The sequence below is a fragment of the Chryseobacterium sp. RLHN22 genome, assembly GCF_051011795.1.
GTDB classification, from domain to species: domain Bacteria; phylum Bacteroidota; class Bacteroidia; order Flavobacteriales; family Weeksellaceae; genus Chryseobacterium; species Chryseobacterium zhengzhouense.
Genome location: NZ_JBPCHW010000039.1, coordinates 1 through 14998, shown reverse-complemented (window position 1 = coordinate 14998; position 14998 = coordinate 1). Strand labels below are relative to the sequence as shown.

Here is a 14998-nt window from a genome sequence, read left to right as displayed (position 1 = left end):
TTTTTTCTCCCCTTCTTCCCCCCCCCCCCCCCGAAACACAGGGAAAAAGCGAGCAGTGAAAGCCGGAATTGCTCCTAAAAGCAATTGATTTAGTCAAAAAAAAAAGCTTTTAAAAAACCGTGTAACATATTTCAGATTGTGATACTTACTCAGTAAATAACAATAAAAAATATCATTATGAAAACTTTTTTAAAAAATCAGTACACTTATGTAAATCAGCTTTTAATCGTAGTAGTATCTGCAGTTTTGGGGTACAATCTTTATCAGGAAATTGTGCATCCTGAAAATTCAAGATTGACTTTAAGCATCATACTTGTGGTCTTAACTTACATCGTCGTTGAAAAATACAGCCACAAACCGGAAAAGGAAATAAAAAAATAATCATCTGCAGAGGTTTGAAGAAATTCAGACCTCTTTTGTTATGCTAAGCTTAGTAATGCCAAAAACCAAATAAAAATTACGACAGCTGTACATATCAGAAATAGAATGATGTAAAGCAAATAATCATTCCTGAATTTCCTGGAAAGCAATCGATGAATGCTATACAAGAGTATCGGAAATAAAATATTCGCTCCCAGATTGATCAATCTGTTTGAAAAAGCTATAATTTCCGGAGAATTAAAAGAATTATAAGCGCTAAACCAACATAACGACAACAGCAAAACCATAAAAATGGTCATGTACGTTGAGCGATGATTTTCTCTTTCCTCCGTATTGATAAGAAAGAAAATAGTACCAACAGCAAAAATAATCAAGAAGAGAATAAGAAAATTTTCAAACACGCGTCCAAACTATTAATTTACAAGCCAGTCTTTGAAATCTTTCACGCGTTCCCGGCTTACCGTAATTTCTTCCTGTGGCTGGAAATTAAGCTCCACTTTATAGTTGGGTGAAGTGTGGATGTTTTTGATGTAATCTGAATTAACAATAAACTGTCTGTTTACACGGAAAAACTTCTTATCGTCAAGCACATCCGTTAATTCATCTAAAGTGAAGTCTGAAGGGTAAGTTCTTTCCTGAGTCTGCAGATAAACAATTTTATTCTCACTGTAAAAGCAGCTGATTTCATTTGTCTGAACAATTTTCAGATTGTATCCTATTTTTACTAAAATTCTGGAGAGTGTTGTTTTTTCTTTTTTAATAATTTGTTTAATATCATCGGAGTTTACCGATTGATCTGAAGGAATAAACGATTTGAATTTCTCAATTGCTCCCGCAAGATCTTCATCCATGATGGGTTTGAGAAGATAATCGATACTGTTGAGCTTGAAGGCTTTCAAAGTGTATTGATCAAAAGCTGTGGTGTAAATGATGAAGGCTTTTGTCGAAATCTTTTCGAAAATGTCAAACGAAAGACCGTCACCCAAAACGATGTCAGAAAAAATAAGCTGCGGATGTTCGTTTTCAGAAAACCAGGCAATTCCTTCTTCTACCGATTCTATTTTTGCAAGAACCTCAATATCAGAAAATTCGTTCAGCATTCTCTCCAGTTTTCTTGCAGCGGGCTTTTCGTCCTCGATAATGACAGTCTTGATCATCAGATTTTGGTTTTAGTTTTAATTCCGAAATAAAAGTAATTAAATCTTTTTGTTTTTAAAAATTAATCGGCTTTTTGGTCTTTTTTAATTCTTCCTCAATGATCTTGTTTTCCCATTCCGAATCAAGAATAAAAAGTCTTAGTGCTTTTACAGCCAGAATGATTGCCCAGATTGTTAAGATGATCGAACCGTGAAATATATCTGTTTCTAAGAATTTAAAAAAGTTTCTCGTTAAGATAATCGCTGCCACAATCCCAAACCACATACAGTTTTTGTAGAATGACTTTAGTTCTTTTACTCTTTTTTGTGCGTTGTTATAATCCATGATGTTAAGTTTTTATTAGTTATTAATTAAAGTGATTTTGAATTTCTTCTCTCCTCTTCCATCAGTTCTCTTATTTTTCTTTCTTCCCAGTTTCTTCCGATTCCAAAAGTGCTAACTGCATGTAATGTAAGACCTAATCCCCATCCTAACATTGGCCAGTAAAACCACAAATGATCAGGTGCCGTTAATAGGTTTAAAATAAAAAGGAAGGGAATAACCAAACAGTAAGCACTAAGATTTCCATAAAAACTTTTAAGGTCTTTTACTCTTTTTGATGCTTTTTCATAAGCTAAATTTTCTTTGTTGAATGATAGATTTTCCATGATGTTTTATTTAAAATTAATAATTGTTTGTTTTTCTTGAGACAAATGTAGGCTGATAACCCTACTCTGTTCAACTTTAAATGACCGAACTGTAGAAAATATCTCCTGAACTGTAAAAACAGATGCTTAACCGTTTTATTTAAATCAATAGCTTAGATTGAATATTTTTTAATAAATCACATTATGAAGAATTTCTGTATTTTTGTTGTCTAATTTCCAAATCATTACAATGAAAAGAGTTTTACTTAGCTTCTGTCTGCTTCTTACTTTATCATCCGCTACATCCGTCTATTCCCAAGAATATGAAAGAGTCTGGGGAACATACTTTGGTCCTGCCGGAACGGAACTTACCGGATCTTACATAAATCAGGGAATTGTATTCGATTCTCAAAAAAACATGCACGTCAGAGGACATGTATGGCACAGTTCGATCTACAATACTTCCTACTATAATCAGTTTGTTATAGGTAGCGGATCAAATTATATTACACAAAGCAATCAAAACAATGGTTTCACAGTTCGATTCAGTCCATCAGGAATTCCCGATTATTTTGGATATTTTCCATACTTGTACTCCAATAATAACACCGTAGAATTGCTTTTAGATATTGACAGCCAGGATAATACAATAAATACTCAATCTTCCACAAATTCTTCAATAAGTGCAACACCAGGAACTTGGTTGCAGACAAATCCTCAAACGACAATTAATAATATGATTATTAAACGCTCACCGACAGGAAATGTGATTTGGGCGACCTATTTACCGGATATACTTATAAATTCAAATGTAACAACAGACCCTAATGGTAATATTTATATTGCCGGAAAAACACTTTTACAAAATCTCAGTACACCCGGCGTTTATCAAGAAAATTTTGATCAGATCTACTCACAAGGAAATATTGTGGCAAATGATTACCTGGTGAAATTAAACTCAAATGGGGAGTTGATCTGGGCAACCTATTTGCCATCTGCTGTAGCGGCGATGGAATATTACGATAATGCCCTTTACATGATTACTACAAGAAACACAAATATTGCATTAAACACAATGGCATCTCCCGGCGCTTTTCAGAGTACAGTCTCAGACTTTTCTGTTACAAAAATAAATACTCAAAACGGGCAAAGAGTATGGGGAACATATTATGGTCCGGCTTCCGCAGCATCTATATATTTTTTATACGATCTTGCAGTAAACGAAACCGGTCTTTATCTTGTGGGTACAGATTATAATTTGAACGGCGCTAATATTTTTGCAACGTCAAATGCTTACAAAACACAGGTAACCGGAGCTTCAGATTTATTTCTCACAAAATTTTCTCATGCAGGAGACAGACAGTGGAGCACATATTTCGGAGGTAATGGAGAAGATTTCAATATATTTGATAAAGTAATCGATCTGAATGGTCCAGAAATCTTCATCTGCGGAACAACATATGGCTCTACAAACAATATAGCAACACCAGGATCTTATCAGGATGCGCCACAAAGCAGCACCAGTACCTCAAACAATTCATTTTTTGCCAAATTCAATGCTGCAGGCAATTTAGACTGGAGCTCTTACTATGGAGGAACTTCTACGAATACAAGCTATCTGAAGACAATTAATATAAAATACAACAACAATTCTCTCTTTCTCTTTGGCTGTACTAATTCTAATACAGGATTTACGACTGAAGGAGCATTTATGCCTGCAAGAAATCCAAACAATACAACAGCTAACACAGGTTTTTTTGCAAGATTGAATAAAAAAGAAATCTTATCTGTAGAAGATACAAGTAAAAATAAGGATCTTGTATTGTACAACAATCCGAATAACGGAATTTTCAGCCTTTCAGGAAGTATTTTAAAGAATATGTCTTGTGTGATGACAATTTATGATATGTCCGGAAAGTTAATTCTTAAAAAGAATCTCGAACGCAATAAAGATCAGAAATTTAATTTGCAAAACCTCTTATCTTCAGGAAATTATCTGATACAGGTAAATAATGAAAAGGGAGAAAAGCTTAAAGTTTTTAAAATGACTGTAAAAAAATAGTCAAAAGTAAAAGTCAGCATTTTTCGATGCTGACTTTTATTATTTATTCTTTTCCATTAATTCCTTAATCTTTTTTTCTTCCCAATTGCTTCCTAAAATCATTGAAGGCAAAAAAACACTGAGACCATGCGCCAGAAGACCAATTCCCCAAAAGAATGGCAATTTCAGAAGATCCCATTCCCAGAATTTTTCGCCAGCGTCTAAACTCAAAGCTTTTGCAATAATAATAAAGATATTTACAAAGCAATAGACCATAAGATGAATGTAAAAGCCTTTAAGTTTTTTTACTCTTTTTGCTGCTTCCCGATAACGAATGTTTTGTCGATTATTTTCCATGATTTCTGTTTTCTTTTTCTAAAATTTCTCTGATTTTCTTTTCTTCCCAGTTTATGCCAATGGCAAAAACACTTAATCCATGGCTTGCAACCCCAATTCCCCAACCGAGCATAGGCCAGTAAAACCATAGATTTTTTGGAGAAGTAATTAAATTTAAAACAACCAAAAACGGAATGACCACACAGTAAGAAATCAAATTTCCGTAAAAGCCTTTAATTTCTTTAACTCTTTTTTTTGCCCTTTCATAAACGGCTTCGTCATCAGAAACAATCGTACTGATTGCATTTGGTTTATCATTGAGAATAGGAAGTTTTACTTTAAAATAATCCTCCGATTTTTCAATAAAAACATTTTTCTTTGTCAGTAAAGAGTACCGCTGTACAATATTTGCCAATCCTATTCCTGCACTTTCCTTAATCTGTTCGCGAATCTGCAGATTATTTTCAATACATAAGGTATCTCCTTCGGTAAAAATTCTGATCAGTAAAGGTTTTGAGGAGGTTGCTAAATTATGTTTAATGCAGTTCTCCAAAAGCAATTGTAAAGAAAGCGGGACAACAAATTTTTTCAAATATTCTTTATCCACATGAAATTCAAAATTTACGCTGTCTTCGAATCTGGTTTTCAGCAGGTCGCAGTAGATTTTTGCAAATTCAATTTCGTCTTCAACGGTAACCAATTCTTTGTCTTTCTGTTCTAAAACATATCGGTAAATCTTTGACATGGAAGCCGTAAACTTTTGTGCCTGAACCGGGTTCTCATCAATTAGCGAACTTAAAACATTCAAAGAATTAAATAAAAAATGCGGATCAAGCTGGTTTTTCAAACTTTCAAACTGGGCATTTGCTGATTTGGCAATTAATTTCTGTTCTACAACTTCTTTTTTAGACGTTTTTTTCAGTTCGTCCATAAAACCTTTTGCGTGAAGAAATGCAGAAATCAGCAACGTAATATTCAGCATAAACCAATTGGTAAAATTATATTTACCCGAAAAAAACTCCTCCGGAGTTGCCGATTTCTGAAAAACAACAAAATTGATGTAATTGCACACATATACGAGCAGGAAATTTACAACAAGCAGCGAAATGATACTTAAAACGGCACGCTTCGTGGTCGCTTCAGACCAGGGAAACTTTTTATTGAGCAATTCGTTTACAAAATGGTTTCCGAGGCCGATAAAAAACGAATACATTGAGGAAATGGCAAAAGTAAGATAGAATGCTCTGAAGCTCTTTTCTTCATTGATGAAAAGGAAAAAGAAAAGTGTGGTTCCTATCGAAACGTATGTAAGTACCAAAAGTTCTTTGCGAATGCGCATCATTTTTAAAATTGAAATTTAAATTTAATCAAAAAGTATCTCTTCTGCGAAGAAATAGTTTAAACCTTACTTTTTCGCTTCTAAACCAATAAAATATTCTGCTTCAGATTTGCCCCAGTTCGGGTCCAAAGCCGTTTTTGGTTTAAATGAATTGAATTTTTCCAAAGATTCTTTAAATAATTCCAACCCTTTTTTCTTACTACCTCCAAATTGTTCCGGTGTAAAATAAACATCTTCAGCTTTAATCAAAGTTACTCTTGGATTTTGAGGATTCAGCTGTTCAGCTTTTTTAAGTGTTTCTTCAGCCTTAGCCCCAAAAGTCATATATCTTTCCATCGGATTGACCATCATTTTCAATGAATAAATCATTTTCTGTAAAAGGTAAATTTCAGAATTGTTTTTGTCTGCTTCTTCTGCTAAATCTACAAATTTCTGCGCCTGATCCGCAACGGCTTCAAGTTCACTCATTTTATTTTCACGCATCAGAATTCTTCCTTTCTGAATTTGTGAAAACGCAGCATAATAACTTGGCTGCCATTTTCCTTTTTCTTTATCGGCAATCCTCTGCAAATCGTTTGACAGCGCATTAAAGTCTTCTGTTGTTTTGCAGGTTTCAATTTTGGTGATTTTTTCTGTCATTATTTTTTCATACTGACTTTGTGCAAAAGCAGTTAAACTCAGCATACTTAAAGCAAAACTTAAAATTAATTTTTTCATGATTTTTAAAATTTTTATTGTTGATATTTTATTATTGAACTTGATTCAACACAAAGTTCGCTAAGATCACAAATGTGACTATTTTGTTGTAAAACTTTCTTCTTGATCCCGTCAAATTTGCGATTTGTAATTTAAACAATTATTCATTTAAAGATTATTATTAATCGCATCCTGAGTCTTATCAACCCCGAAACTGATGAAAGCCCCAACAAAAACAAAAGTATTCACAGGTGGAACCACCGCCGAATTCCTTGCCCCGTCCATTGAGAAATTATACCCGTAGACATTTTTTGATCCTAAAATATTAGAAATACTTAAAACCAAAACCGTAAATGCTTTTGCATCTTTTTTACCTAAATTCGGAAGATAATTCACACTGAAATTCAATGCATTGTAATCTCTTAAACTGCCTTCTTTTCTGACGTAATATTGAGATTCTGCATTAGTTGCAATATCATAATAAGGACGACCTTTTGCATACGTATAGGAAAGATTGAGTCCTGTTTTCCATTTCGGAACAAATCTTTTGGCAACAGCTGAGATTGTATGTTCTGAAGCGAAATTCGGCTTTAAGCTTACCGGATAATTCATAAAATCTCTTTTTGAATCTAAAAACGAATAGCTGATCCAATAATCAATATTTTCAAACGTTTTTTTGTCTCTCCAGAATAGCTCTACTCCTTTCGCATAACCGTAACCGTTGTTGTTATCGGCGGTCTGTACATATTGATTTTGGCCGTCAACATAAGAAAGGTTTTTTACCTTTAACAGATCATCATACTTTTTGTAAAACGCTTCCAGTCTTAAGCTTCTCCCATCCGTTGCTCTCTGAATCTGGAAAATATAATGCTGTGACTGCTGAAAATCCATATTCGCGGGACCATTGATATATCTGCTTTCTGGATTTTGATAGAAAAGTCCGTAAGCGAATGATGTCGTCCAGTCTTTCGCCAAACGGTAAGCTAAAGCAAAACGGGGAGCGATATTGCTTTTTCCAAGGTAAGAGGAATGCTCCGCTCTCACCCCTATTTTTGCTGATAATTGATTGCTGAAACCTAAATCTGTTTCCACAAAAGCTGATGAAATCAAGTCTTTGTAATGTTTGTCTACAAAATCATTGAAATTCAGTTTTTCGCTGGTACTGTTTAATTCAAAACCTCCCCGTAAAGCACTGATCTTATTTATTTTCCTTTCTAAAACCGCTTTGAAATTGATATAATTTCCGTCTGACAGCAATTTTGTATTTCCTGTTTCCAAATCATTCTTCTGTGTCGAAAAATCAAGATCTGACCTGTTGAAAGAATAGGAAGTTCCTGCATTTAGTAAATATTTTCCGAATTTTTGCTTAAAGGATACATTATGATAGGTGTTTTTTCCTTTTAAATTAACCGAAGAAAAATCATTTTCAGGTTCCAGGCTTGGCACTTTTACTCCCATTCTGTTGGAATCGTACATTCCATAGTATTTGAAGAAACCGCCGGATTTTGTTTTAATTCTGAAATTAAAATCTGCGTTCAAACCTTGTGGTGCCTCCGAGAAATTTGTATTAAAATTAAAAACTTCCTGCATCAATTTTAAGTTGGAATAACCCAAAGTCGCTCCAAAAGATGAATTCTTATTATCACTTAATTTCTGAAATCCAGCATTTAAAAATATAGGAGAAAATCCTAAATCATAAGAACTTTGGTCCGGAAGATCAACACTTTCCAGCATCAGTGCGCCCGAAAGAGCCTGTCCGTACAATGCTGAATAACCGCCGCTTGAAAATACATTTCCTTTAAAAAGTGAAGTATTGAAACGGTCTCTCCCTGCAATCCCGGGAACTGAATTTGAGAAATAATTATTTATTAAACTTCCATCCATAAAGATTTTAGATTCTGTTCCGGTCCCGCCCCGGATGAAAAGACCTTCTGTTTCGCCTACTTTCTGAACTCCTGGAAGATAAGTCAAGGCCGATGAAATCTGCCCGTCTGCTCCGGCAGTTGTATAAATGTCAATCGGTGTCAATAAAGCGGTTGCTCTTTTCCTGTCACTCGCTTCGATCGAACCCGCGGAAACGACTACGGCATCGATTTCGTTGATCTGTTCTTTTAATTCTGTATTTACAGAAACTTCCTGGCTTTCGATGACAACAGGTTTTTCAACATCGATATATTTTGGATGCGTGAAGGTCAAGGATTTATTTCCTTTTTCTGATGTTTCGAAAGAGAAATTCCCATTCGCATCGGTTGTTGCTCCGTCGTAAGTATCTTTTAATGTAACATTTACCTCTCCTACCCCTTTATTTCTGTAGGTCACTTTCCCTGAGATCTTTGTCTGTGCAAAACTCAGTGCAAATGATAAAAAAGTAGTTAGAAATAATAATTTTGTTTTCATAGTTGTCTTATTTCGATTCAAAAGTAGAATGAATTTTTGAAGCCTATAAATTTTTGTTGCTGAGTTGTAGATTTTAGATTCTGAGTCGTAATTTTTTGTTTTTTGACTAAAAAGGGCTGTCATTCTGAACATAGACTGAAGGTCTACGAACGGAGTTCAGAAATGTAGTGAAGAATCTATGTTCGCAAAAAATAGATTCTTCCTTCGTCAGATGACAAGCGTAATGTTTTAACTTTTAACCACCCGTCAAAAATTCTTACGAATTTTCACCATGTCTTATTGATTTTTAATTAATTGGAATACAAAAATCTACGGTCATTTTTCCTTCGGGATGTTCTTTGAAATTAGTGTGATAAATTTCAAATGGAAAGGCTTTCCGAACTGAATAATTACTTTCTTTCATCCATAAAAAAAGAGAAACCCAGCATTGCTCGAAATCACTTAAGGTGACTTCACCGCTTCCGATGATGAATTTTCCGGCTTCTATAATTTCGGGAAAAACTTCGCCCTGTTGTCGTTTTAAAGGTTCATCCAAAAGCATACAGGCATGAATTCTTACTTTGTCCGGTGGCGTAACTTTAAAGCTGTCATGGTAAACAGAAATCATTTTCACATTCTCTCCTGGAAATAAGTTTTTCGTTTTGGCCCAATCAACCAGCGTATTGAAAGAAGATTCCACATTGGCAATTCCTAAGCTCATTACGGCAGCCAGATTCATTTCGGGAAGTGCTGTTACTTTGATTTTTAAATGCATATTTGTCCAGTTTAATAGGTTTTCAATATTGCAAATGTATTGGTCGAAAACCGTATCGATTTGTCCGTTCTTGCTTTGTTTTGCCTGGATCTTATGAAAATTTTCAGGAGCCGATTTACGAAATTCGGAGGGTGATTTTCCGTAATATTTTTTGAAGGTTTTATTAAAACCCGAATGATTGGAAAAACCGAACTGATGATAAATATCTTTTATACTTAAATTCTTTCTTAAAGCTAAATAAAAGGCACTTTTTTCGATCCTTTTCCTGATAATATAGTTCTGCAAAGTTTCCCCGACAATCAGCCTGAAAATCCTGTGAAAATGAAAAGGTGAATACGCTGCAATCTCTGCAACTTTTTCTAAGGAAAGTTCCGCATCAAGATTATTATCAATGTATTGAATCGCTTTTATGATTCTTTTCTTGTATTCTTCCACCTCAACGTGTTTCCGGCAAAGATATCAAGATAGGATGAAAATTATTTGTCAATTATTGCTAATTGTGACAAAAAAGAATGCCGTTTCGGGAAATCTTTTTTAATTTTATTGTAAATCACTTTAAATCATTAAAAATGAAAAGTAAAACATTAGCATTACTAACGGGATGTGCGTTATTTTCCGTTTCCTGCTCAATATCAAAAAGCTACGATATTATTCCTAAAAGCGGAACAGAAACAGGCGGAACAGCAAAATTTACTCAAAACGGTAATGAAGTTGTTCTTGACCTTGAGGTCACAAAATTAACTCCAGGAATTCATGCAGTACACATCCATGAGAAAGGCGATTGCTCTGCTCCTGATGCTGCATCTGCAGGCGGACACTGGAATCCGGGAAGTCAAAATCACGGAAAATGGGGCGAAAATCAGTTCCATATGGGGGACATCGGAAATCTCGTGGCAGATAAAGACGGTAAAGCAAAGCTTACTTTCAAAACTGATAAATGGTGTCTTGATTGTGTAGAAGAAAGTAAAAATATTATCGGAAAAGGGTTAATTATTCATGCCGATAAAGATGATTTCCAGACACAGCCAACCGGAAATGCTGGAGGAAGAGTGGGTTGTATTGAAATTAAATAGAGAAAATTTTAAATTCATCCTGATAAATAAATCAACTTATCAGGATGAATTAAATAAGTACTTGATTACTTTGAAAACTTATCAGGATAAGTTTAGAAATAAAAAAACCACTAATTCTCGTTAGTGGTTTTTCTTTATTAATAAGCTTTACTGCTTTGCTTTCATATCAGCTATGATGTTCATTGCTTCCTGTAAGTAAGAGTCTTTTCTAAGATTTTTGATCCACATTTCAGACTTCTTTTTGAACACCTCATCTTTTTTCTCTCTTTCAATTTCTGCAGGGTACATTGCAAACTTCAATCCATTGTCATACTTTGTAAGCTTTTTGAATTTTTCGATCTGCGCTTTTCTCTGCTTCATTAATTCGTTGAACTTATTGATATTTAAAGTAATGGTTTCTTCTTTATCCAGCTGCTCTCTCCATTGTGCAGATTCCAGCAACAGCTGATAATTTGCATTTTTAGCCATTCTGTCGTTGCTGGCTTTTTCCAATGCTTTCACATCGAAATAATTTACTTTCTGGAAAGAGGCACTCGGAATTTTATCCCAAGCCAAAGCAAAATCATCATATCTTTCACCGATCTCCGCATAAGTAAAAAAGTCCTTCATCTGAATATCAGAAACAATTCCTTTTCTTTGATTTGATTCTCCTGTAACTCTATAGAATTTTTGAATCGTAAGTTTCAAAGATCCGAAATCGTCTTCAGTGTTCAGGAATCTGTTAAGGTCCACAAAAGTCTGCACCGTACCTTTTCCATAAGATTGTGGCGATCCAACAATTACAGCTCTCCCGTAATCCTGCATTGCGCCTGCCAAAATTTCTGAAGCCGAAGCCGAAATTTCATTCTGCATAATAACCAAAGGCCCGGTCCAGATAGGAGTTTCCTGCTTGTTTTTCAAAGTCTGGATCTTTCCGTTGCTGTCTTTTACCTGAACGTAAGGACCTGCATTCATAAACAATCCCATAATGTCACCGACTTCCGTTAATGAACCACCTCCATTATTTCTAAGGTCTAAAACAATTCCTTCGATATTCTGAGCTTTCAATTTAATGATCTCATTTTTGATGTCATCAGAAGCATTCCTTCCTTTTTCATCTTCAAAATCGGCATTAAAACTTGGTAAATTGATGAATCCGTATTTTTTACCGTCCGGAGAGTTTACAATAATACTTTTTGCAAACGTATCTTCAATCGCCACTTCTTCACGAATCATTGTTACTTCCACAATTGTTTTATCTTTTTTCTGAACCGTTAACGTCACCGGAGTTCCTTTTTCCCCTCTGATTAATCGTACAGCTTCATCAGACAGCATTCCTACTACATTCACCGCTTCTTCATTCGGTTTAGACTTTACCTTTAAAATTTTATCACCTTCAGAAAGTTTTTTAGATTTCCATGCAGGAGCTCCAATTGAAAGTGCTCCCAAATAAAGATTTCCTTTTTTCTCTTGGATAATCGCACCAATTCCGATCACCTTTCCTTTGAACTGAGTATCAAAATCTTCTTTATCTTTTGGAGAATAATAGTTGGTATGCGGGTCAAAGACTTCTGTATAAGCATTCATATACACCGAGAACCAATCCATCTTCTTTCTCTTTTTGAATCTGGTGAACGTTTCTTTTACCAAATCTTTTACTTCATCAGTTGCTTTTGTAAGCTTCTGTTGTGGAGAAAGAATTTCTAATTTAATGGTATCTTTCAGCTTAAATTTCTGTACAGAATCTTTCTTTTCTTTTTGAGCTTCTTCTTTGCTGTTCATCGATTCAATTTCCTGAAGAATATTGTATTTGATGAATTTTTTCCACTCGTTGTATTGCTCTTTCTGGTCTGCAGGAACTTTTTTCAGTTTAGATTCCAGTGTAAGAGTTTCATCTTCTTCCAAATTGATTGGCTTGCTGAAAATATCCTGAGTCATTTTATCGATTTCGTCGACTCTTTGGTACAGTCTGTCGATGGTCAGTTTATAAAACTGCAAATCTCCCTGGTTAATGTAATCGTCAAGCTTGTTTTCATGCTTTCCAAATTCATTCATATCAGACTGAAGGAAATATCTTTTTCCCGGATCGATCATTTCAAAATAATGCTTGTAAACATCTTTTGAATAGGCATCATTGATAGGTTTCGGGCTGTAATGTAAGTATGAAAGAGTGTTTTTAACGCTCACCATTATCGTCTGCATTTTTTCGTCATCATTTTTAGGCGAATTGAAACAAAACATAAGACTTGTTAATGGAATAAAGAGTAAAAATTTATTGAGTTTAAAATTTTTCCACATAAATCTTTAGAGTATAATATATTATTTAATAAAAATGGTTTGCCAATAAGTCTCTAAAATTTAAAGGCTGTTACAAACTATCAAATTTAATACCTTATTTAGAAATAACCGTTAAATTTCAGTTTTTTTTAATAATAAAACACAGGAAATGCTAATCCTTTGATTTTCTGTACAAAACTTTGTTCAACATAAATTAAATTAAAGCTGTCTTTACAGCAAAGCTTTATTCTTATCTTTGTTAAAATTAAATATACAATATGGAAAAACCCCTAATTCTGGTTACAAATGACGACGGAATCACTGCTCCGGGAATCAGAAACTTAGTAGAATTTATGAATGAGATAGGAGAAGTAATTGTGGTGGCTCCCAACTCGCCTCAAAGCGGAAAAGGTCACGCCATTACCATCAACTCCACATTAAGCTATGAAGAAGTACATTTAGACGGTCCGCAAAGAGATTTCTCGTGCAGCGGAACACCTGTTGACTGTGTAAAAATGGCTTTAGATAAAATACTTCCAAGAAGACCGGATATTGTAGTTTCCGGAATTAATCACGGTGCAAATTCATCCATCAATGTAATTTACTCGGGAACAATGTCTGCTGCTGTGGAAGGCGGTGTAGAAGGTTTGCCATCCATTGGCTTCTCGCTTTTAGATTTCAGTTGGGAAGCAGATTTTACGCAGGCTAAAGAATATATTCAGGGAATTGTAAGAAAGACTTTGGAAAACCCGATGCCTAAAGGTGTTGTTTTAAATGTAAATATTCCGAAACTTACCAAAGAAGAAATTAAAGGTGTGAAAATCTGCAAACAGGCTCACGCAAAATGGGAAGAAAGTTTTGATGAAAGAATCAATCCGCACGGAAAGAAATACTATTGGTTAACTGGCTATTTCAACAATATGGATGAATCTGAAGATGCTGATGAAACTGCTTTGGCAAACGGTTATATTTCAATCGTTCCTGTAAAATTTGATTTAACTGCTTACGAATATATGAATACTTTGAGTGAGGTGATGAAATTTGATTAGTATGTACGATAAACTTAATAATCCGGTATACTATTCACTTAACGAATTTCATAGTAAGTTTTGCTTAAATTTTGGAGATACAAAATTTTATGATCCGGAAGTTGCAACATTTGGCGGAGCCTCAAATATTTCAGCTGAAAAAGACCTCGCAGAATATTCAAAAATCTGTGATGACTTTATTATTTTCGGGGTAAAACCATTTGTAAGCAGTAATTTTCCTCAGTTTTCTCAGTTAGTCTGCGATCAATACATTCTCGAAAAACGAATAGAAATTGATTACACAGAGGACATTGTTCAACTGAAGGAAGAAAACCATGGAGAATTATTATCCTTTATTAGAAAATTTTATCCATACTACTTTAAAAGCAGAACTCCTGAATTGGGTCGTTATTTTGGAATTTTTAATAATGAAAAACTTGTTGCCGTTACAGGTGAAAGAATGCAAATGAATGACATGACGGAAGTAAGTGCCGTTATTACAGATACAGATTATCTTGGTAAAGGCTATGCAAAACAGCTGGTTGCTTTCGTTTCGGAGAAAATCTTCGCTGACGGAAAAACTCCTTTTTTACATGTTGCTGAAAACAACTCTGGCGCAAAAAAACTTTATGAAAAGCTTGGCTTTGATCTGAGAGGTAAGATAAATCTTTGGGGTTGTAAAGGCTTAAAATAAACCTTTTCTCAATTAATCCCACGGATTTTAGTGATTAACACAGATTTTTACGCAATCATCCCATAAAAATCTGTGGAATCAGTGGGAAATTTAATTAACGTGAGTTCGATTTAAGCAGCGATTAATCTATCTTTGTCAATAATGTCTTCATTGGTGTTTATTGATGGTTTTTTATCAAAGAATGAATAAGCAGCTAAAGCCGATAAAATATTCAGAACA

General features: G+C 34.5%; 14 protein-coding genes and 1 pseudogene. 5 read left to right on the top strand and 10 right to left on the bottom strand.

The window, feature by feature from the left end; genetic code table 11:
• Nucleotides 1-177 precede the first annotated feature (177 nt).
• Complete coding sequence (locus ACR1PN_RS19945) at nt 178-381, top strand: hypothetical protein (protein ID WP_433981463.1); 204 nt, start codon at nt 178-180, stop codon at nt 379-381.
• Nucleotides 382-794: 413 nt separating this feature from the next.
• On the opposite strand, the gene ACR1PN_RS19940 is transcribed toward ACR1PN_RS19945, so the two are convergent.
• Genes ACR1PN_RS19940 through ACR1PN_RS19930 form a run of 3 tightly spaced genes read right to left on the bottom strand, consistent with a single transcriptional unit; the run spans nt 795 to nt 2186 of the window.
• Nucleotides 795-1538, bottom strand: a complete 744-nt coding sequence (locus ACR1PN_RS19940) for a LytR/AlgR family response regulator transcription factor (RefSeq protein WP_378182592.1) — start codon at nt 1536-1538, stop codon at nt 795-797.
• Between the two features lie 55 nt (nt 1539-1593).
• Nucleotides 1594-1863 carry a 2TM domain-containing protein gene (locus ACR1PN_RS19935; RefSeq protein ID WP_433981462.1) on the bottom strand — a complete coding sequence of 90 codons (270 nt, stop codon included), beginning with the start codon at nt 1861-1863 and terminating at the stop codon, nt 1594-1596.
• Between the two features lie 26 nt (nt 1864-1889).
• Nucleotides 1890-2186 carry a 2TM domain-containing protein gene (locus ACR1PN_RS19930; protein ID WP_378182598.1) on the bottom strand — a complete coding sequence of 99 codons (297 nt, stop codon included), beginning with the start codon at nt 2184-2186 and terminating at the stop codon, nt 1890-1892.
• Between the two features lie 229 nt (nt 2187-2415).
• On the opposite strand from ACR1PN_RS19930, the gene ACR1PN_RS19925 reads away from it, so the two are divergent.
• A complete protein-coding gene (locus tag ACR1PN_RS19925; RefSeq protein WP_433981461.1) occupies nt 2416-4227 on the top strand; it encodes a T9SS type A sorting domain-containing protein in 1812 nt (603 codons plus the stop codon).
• Nucleotides 4228-4266: 39 nt separating this feature from the next.
• On the opposite strand, the gene ACR1PN_RS19920 is transcribed toward ACR1PN_RS19925, so the two are convergent.
• From ACR1PN_RS19920 to ACR1PN_RS19900, 5 genes are all read right to left on the bottom strand, one after another.
• Nucleotides 4267-4563: a 2TM domain-containing protein gene (locus ACR1PN_RS19920; protein WP_433981460.1), complete on the bottom strand. Its 297-nt coding sequence runs from the start codon at nt 4561-4563 to the stop codon at nt 4267-4269.
• A complete protein-coding gene (locus ACR1PN_RS19915) occupies nt 4553-5884 on the bottom strand; it encodes a 2TM domain-containing protein (RefSeq protein ID WP_433981459.1) in 1332 nt (443 codons plus the stop codon). Before ACR1PN_RS19915 ends, ACR1PN_RS19920 begins: the two co-directional genes overlap by 11 nt.
• Nucleotides 5885-5947: 63 nt before the next feature.
• Nucleotides 5948-6598, bottom strand: a complete 651-nt coding sequence (locus ACR1PN_RS19910) for a hypothetical protein (RefSeq protein WP_433981458.1) — start codon at nt 6596-6598, stop codon at nt 5948-5950.
• 147 nt (nt 6599-6745) lie between these two features.
• Complete coding sequence (locus tag ACR1PN_RS19905) at nt 6746-8974, bottom strand: TonB-dependent receptor (protein WP_433981457.1); 2229 nt, start codon at nt 8972-8974, stop codon at nt 6746-6748.
• 286 nt (nt 8975-9260) lie between these two features.
• Entirely contained in the window at nt 9261-10163 is a 903-nt protein-coding gene (locus ACR1PN_RS19900) for an AraC family transcriptional regulator (RefSeq protein ID WP_433981456.1), read from the bottom strand.
• A 134-nt stretch (nt 10164-10297) separates the two neighbouring features.
• Here ACR1PN_RS19900 and ACR1PN_RS19895 point away from each other — a divergent pair, with 134 nt between their 5' ends.
• Nucleotides 10298-10801 carry a superoxide dismutase family protein gene (locus tag ACR1PN_RS19895; protein ID WP_433981455.1) on the top strand — a complete coding sequence of 168 codons (504 nt, stop codon included), beginning with the start codon at nt 10298-10300 and terminating at the stop codon, nt 10799-10801.
• 147 nt (nt 10802-10948) lie between these two features.
• On the opposite strand, the gene ACR1PN_RS19890 is transcribed toward ACR1PN_RS19895, so the two are convergent.
• Complete coding sequence (locus ACR1PN_RS19890) at nt 10949-13078, bottom strand: carboxy terminal-processing peptidase (RefSeq protein WP_378182622.1); 2130 nt, start codon at nt 13076-13078, stop codon at nt 10949-10951.
• A 257-nt stretch (nt 13079-13335) separates the two neighbouring features.
• Here ACR1PN_RS19890 and surE point away from each other — a divergent pair, with 257 nt between their 5' ends.
• Both surE and ACR1PN_RS19880 read left to right on the top strand, forming a co-directional pair.
• Nucleotides 13336-14106, top strand: coding sequence for a 5'/3'-nucleotidase SurE (surE, locus tag ACR1PN_RS19885; RefSeq protein WP_433981454.1), 771 nt, complete (start codon nt 13336-13338; stop codon nt 14104-14106).
• A 1-nt stretch (nt 14107) separates the two neighbouring features.
• Nucleotides 14108-14779 carry a GNAT family N-acetyltransferase gene (locus ACR1PN_RS19880; protein ID WP_433981453.1) on the top strand — a complete coding sequence of 224 codons (672 nt, stop codon included), beginning with the start codon at nt 14108-14110 and terminating at the stop codon, nt 14777-14779.
• Between the two features lie 110 nt (nt 14780-14889).
• Here ACR1PN_RS19880 and ACR1PN_RS19875 read toward each other — a convergent pair.
• Nucleotides 14890-14998 (bottom strand): annotated as a pseudogene (locus tag ACR1PN_RS19875) (IS982 family transposase); the annotation flags it as partial.